This is a genomic window from uncultured Subdoligranulum sp. (assembly GCF_937890665.1).
On record NZ_CALADU010000307.1, the window covers coordinates 1 to 4,883 of the forward strand.

The following is a 4,883-nucleotide window of genomic DNA, read 5'->3' on the forward strand; positions in this document are numbered from 1 at the left end:
GAATGCCGCAGCGGGGACGGTCGGTGGATTCAAAGTTCTTGTCCCGCAGCCAGAGATACTCCTCCCCCGCTTTGGTGAAAGAGGTAGCCATACCGCCTTTTTCCGGTGTGACGGTCAAGGCATAGTCACCGTCGGTCAAAGTCAGGGTAGCATAGCGGGCACCGTACTTCTCATAGGTGCCGGTTTGGATGGTAGACATACAAAACACCTCGTTTTTTCTGCCGGTGGGGTACGCTTACAGCACCACGCCGTCCTTAAAGATAGAGATTTCCCGGAAGCCTTTTTCTTCGGCGCAGGTCTTTTTGCCGCTGGCCACTTCCAGCACCAGATGGTACAGGTCGGCGCCGGCCTCGTCCAGAGTGCGCGCGCCATCGGCCACCACACCGGCATTGAAGTCGATCCAGTTCTTTTTCTTATCCGCCAACTGGCTGTTGGTGGCGATCTTCAGCGTGGGCGCAGGGGCGCCGAAAGGCGTGCCGCGGCCGGTGGAGAAGAGGATCATATGAGCACCGGCTGCCGTCAGGGCGGTAGCCGAAACCAGATCGTTGCCGGGGCCGTAGAGCATATTCAAGCCCTTGGTCACCACGGGGTCGCCGTAGCCGATGACATCCATAATGGGGGCGCTGCCGCCCTTCTGGACGCAGCCGCAGGACTTGTCTTCCAGCGTGGTGATGCCGCCCTGCTTGTTGCCCGGGCTGGGGTTGTCGTAGACCACCTCGTTGTGGCTGATGAAGTATTCCTTAAAGCCGTTGATCATCTTAACAGCCTTCTCGAACACTTCCTCGTTCTGGCAGCGATCCATCAGGAAGCCCTCGGCGCCGAACATCTCGGGCACCTCGGTGAGGACGGTGGAACCGCCCCGGGCGCAGAGCATATCGCTGAACCGGCCGATGGTGGGGTTGGCGGTAATGCCGGACAGACCGTCCGAACCGCCGCACTTCATGCCGACGACCAGCTCGCTGGCGGGGATGGGTTCCCGCTGGAACTGACTGGCGTAGGCAGCCAGTTCCTTGAGGATCTCCCGGCCGGCGGCCAGCTCGTCTTCCACATCCTGACAGGTCAGGAACTTGACCCGGTCGGGGTCGTATTCGCCCAGCTCGGCCACGAACTGGTCATGGGTCAGGTTCTCACAGCCCAAGGAGAGCACCAGCACGGCGCCTGCATTGGGATGGCGGACCAGCGAAGCCAGCAGCTTGCGGGTCTGGGCATGGTCATGACCGGTCTGAGAGCAGCCGAAGGGATGGGTGAAGGTGTACAAACCGTCAATGGAACCGGTCACCAGATCCTGATTGTCCCGCACCAGCGCTTTGGCACAGTCATTGACGCAGCCCACCGTGGGAACGATCCAGATCTCGTTGCGGATGGCCGCCCGGCCGTCCTTGCGGCGATAGCCCATAAATGTTTCGGGTTCCACCGGGGTCAGCGGCTCCACCTTGGGATGGTAGCAGTACTCGATCTCGCCGGACAGATTGGTGTGCACGTTGTGGGTGTGCATCCAAGTGCCGGGGGCGGCATCCTCGGTGGCATGACCAATGGGGAAACCGTACTTGATGACGTTCTCCCCTTTCAGGATGTTGGCAATGGCCATCTTATGGCCCTGCGGGATGTCCTCCACCGCGGTCACCGTGGTGTTGTCCACCGGAACAGCGGTGCCTTTGGCGATGGGGTGCAGAGCAACGACCACGTTATCGTTGGGATTGATTTTGATAGCAAGCGGCATGAATGTTTCTCCTTTTATTGATGAAAGAAAAGCGGGGCCGGAGGGCAACCTCCGGCCCCGGGATGGGGTTTTCAGTTTACAGGCAGGAAGCGTAGGCAGCCAGCGCACCCTGTTCGCGGATCATCGTCAGGTTCTTGACGGTGACTTCCTCGAAGCCGGGCACCTTGGTCAGGTCCTGACCCCACATCTGCTCGTTGGTCATGACAGCATGGACCAGCGTGGGGATATCGTCATCCTTGTGGGCATTGTAGAACTCCAGCACCCAGCGATCATCGCTGACTGTGTAGGTGTTGCCCTTGGCGCGCTTGCAGACCAGACCGGCATCGGTCAATTCCTGCACGTCGTTGCTGTAGAAAGCAATGTAGGCAGCCAGACCCATGGCCAAGCAGGTGGGAAGTTTGCCGTTCTTCTCCACATACTCCAGCAAGGAAGGCATGTTGCGGGCACGCCACTTGGCGGTGGAGTTCAGGGAGATGCTCATCAGCTCATGGTTGACGAAGGGGTTGTTGAAGCGGTCTTCCACCGCAGCGGCGAACTTCTTGCAGTCTTCCTGATCCAGCGGCAGGATGGGCACAACTTCCTCCAGCAGCATCTTGTTCATGAACTTCAGGATGGTGTCATCGTGCATGCAGTCCCGCACGATGTCAAAGCCGGCCAGATAGGCACCCAGCACGAAGCCGGTGTGCGCGCCGTTCAGGATACGGACCTTGCGCTTCTTGTACGGGCTCATATCGGGGGTCACAAAGACATGGGACTCCAGACCGGCCTTGCGGAAGGGCAGCACGTCGTTGAGCTTGGGATCACCCTCGATGACCCAGACGCCGAAGACTTCGCCCACATCCAGCAGCGGGTCGGCATAGCCGTGCTTCTCTTCCAGCGCAGCCACTTCCTTGGGATCGCGGATACGGCCCGGAACGATACGGTCTACCAGAGAGCCGCAGAAAGTGCACTCTTCATTGACGTACTTCTTGAAGCCGTCTTCCATGCCCCACTGGTCGATGTACTGGTTGACACACTTGAGCAGTTCCTTGCCGTTGTTATCGATCAGCTCGCAAGCCAGCATCAGGATGCCCTTCTTGCCGGCCTTGTAACGATGATACAGCACCTGCGTCAGCTTGGCGGGGAAGCTGGCAGGCGGGCAGTCGCTCTGCTGGCAGGCGGGGTCGTAGACGATGCCGGCCTCGGTGGTGTTGGAAACGATGATCTCCAGATCATCGCTGGCGGCCACGGCCATCATCTGCTCATAGTCCTCTTTTTCGTACGGGTTCAGGCAGCGGGACACGCTGGAAATCACCCGCTTTTCATCTACCTTCTGGCCGTTCTCGCTGCCGCGCAGATAGAGGGTATACAGGCCTTCCTGTTCATTGATCATCTTGGCAAGACCCGGCGCGATGGGCTGTACCAGAACGCATTTGCCGTTCCAGTCCGCCTTCTCGTTGGCCAGATCAAACCAGTAATCCACAAAGGCACGCAGGAAGTTGCCCTCACCAAACTGGAGGACCTTCTCGGGGGCATCTTTGAGGATGTAGCCGTCGTAGCCGGACTTTTTCAGCACTTCATAATTCAGAGTTTCCATAAGCGTCTTCTCCTTATTTTTACGTTACTGTTACGGTGTGCGCACGGTTGTGCACAGCGCGCCCTATTACTGATATTGTAGTTTTTTTCGCGTTTTCCGTCAAGGCAGTTTCCATTCCGAAGAAACATATTTTGCGCACATTGTCTGCAAAATTTTGCTTTCCACATCTTGTACAAGAAAAGGGCTGTTTTTTTGGTAATTTTTTCGTTTATCGCGCAACTTTTACAACTTGTTGCCCCTTGCGGAATTATGTATAATAGTAGCAGAGTATGCGCTTTTTATACGTGTAGGCACCGCAAAGTTTGCACTGTCTGCACGCAGAAGCGCAGCCCGTTTTTACGGTCTTATTCTATTATTAATGTAAGGAGCGTCTGTATATGAAAGCATTTATGGACAAGGACTTTTTGCTGGAAACGCCTACCGCCCAGCACCTCTACCACGACTATTCGGCTAACCTGCCCATCGTGGACTATCACTGCCACATTCCCCCGCAGGAGATCTACGAGAACCGCCGGTTCGAGAACATCGCGCAGGTCTGGCTGGGCGGCCATCATGTGCTGGCCGATGGTTCCGACTACTACTTCGGCGACCATTATAAGTGGCGTGTGATGCGTTCCAACGGCGTGCCCGAGGAGTACATCACCGGCGACAAGCCCGACCGCGAGCGCTTCCAGAAATTTGCCGAGGCACTGGAAATGGCCATCGGCAACCCGATGTACACCTGGTGCCATCTGGAGCTGAAGAAATATTTCGGCTACGAGGGCGTTCTCAACGGCGAGACCGCCGAGGAAGTCTGGAACCTCTGCAATGAGAAGCTGCAGAACGACCCCAAGCTGACGGTCCGCGGCCTGATTGAGCAGAGCAACGTGGCCATGGTGGGCACCACCGATGACCCCGTCGACTCGCTGGAATGGCACAAGAAGATCAAGGAAGACCCCTCCATCAAGATCGTGGTGGCACCTTCCTACCGCCCCGACAAGGCCTTGAACATCCGCAAGCCCGGCTTCGCCGACTACATCCACAAACTGGAAGAGGTCGTTGGCCGCAAGTTTGCCTGCGCCGACTGCGTGGTAAACGCCTTGGATGAGCGGCTGCAGTTCTTTGTTGCCATGGGCTGCCGTGCCTCCGACCACGGTCTGGATTACATCCCCTATGTGGAGACCGACGCCGACAAGGCTACCGCCGCCTTCAAGAAGGCCATGGCCGGTGAGCCCCTGACGCAGGAGGAAGGCGACGCCTACACCACCTACGTGCTGCTGGCTCTGGGCCGCCTGTACAAGAAATACAATGTGGTTATGCAGCTGCATTATAGCTGCCTGCGCAACGTCAACGACAAGATGTACAAGAAGCTGGGTCCCGACACCGGCTATGATATGATCGCCGTTACCGACTGCAGCGCCACCATCAGCAGCCTGCTGAGCAACCTGACCACCACTGGCGAATGCCCGAAGGTCATTCTGTACAGCCTGAACCCCGCCGATTTCGACATGCTGGGCACCCTGATGGGCGCGTTCCAGGATGACGAGATCCCCGGCAAGATCCAGTTGGGTTCCGCTTGGTGGTTCTGCGACACCGACGACGGCATGT

Annotated in this window: 3 protein-coding genes and 1 pseudogene; 1 reads left to right on the plus strand and 3 read right to left on the minus strand. The window is 57.6% G+C overall.

The window, feature by feature from the left end:
• The 3 genes and pseudogenes from Q0526_RS17710 to Q0526_RS17720 all read right to left on the minus strand — a co-directional run.
• Positions 1-199: pseudogene (locus tag Q0526_RS17710) on the minus strand (aldose epimerase); the annotation flags it as partial.
• A 36-nt stretch (positions 200-235) separates the two neighbouring features.
• A complete protein-coding gene (locus tag Q0526_RS17715) occupies positions 236-1,720 on the minus strand; it encodes an altronate dehydratase family protein (RefSeq protein WP_298736599.1) in 1,485 nt (494 codons plus the stop codon).
• A 76-nt stretch (positions 1,721-1,796) separates the two neighbouring features.
• Positions 1,797-3,296 carry a tagaturonate reductase gene (locus tag Q0526_RS17720; RefSeq protein WP_298736601.1) on the minus strand — a complete coding sequence of 500 codons (1,500 nt, stop codon included), beginning with the start codon at positions 3,294-3,296 and terminating at the stop codon, positions 1,797-1,799.
• Between the two features lie 377 nt (positions 3,297-3,673).
• On the opposite strand from Q0526_RS17720, the gene uxaC reads away from it, so the two are divergent.
• Positions 3,674-4,883, plus strand: a 1,210-nt coding sequence (uxaC, locus tag Q0526_RS17725) for a glucuronate isomerase (protein ID WP_298736605.1), incomplete at its 3' end; no start/stop codon positions are given.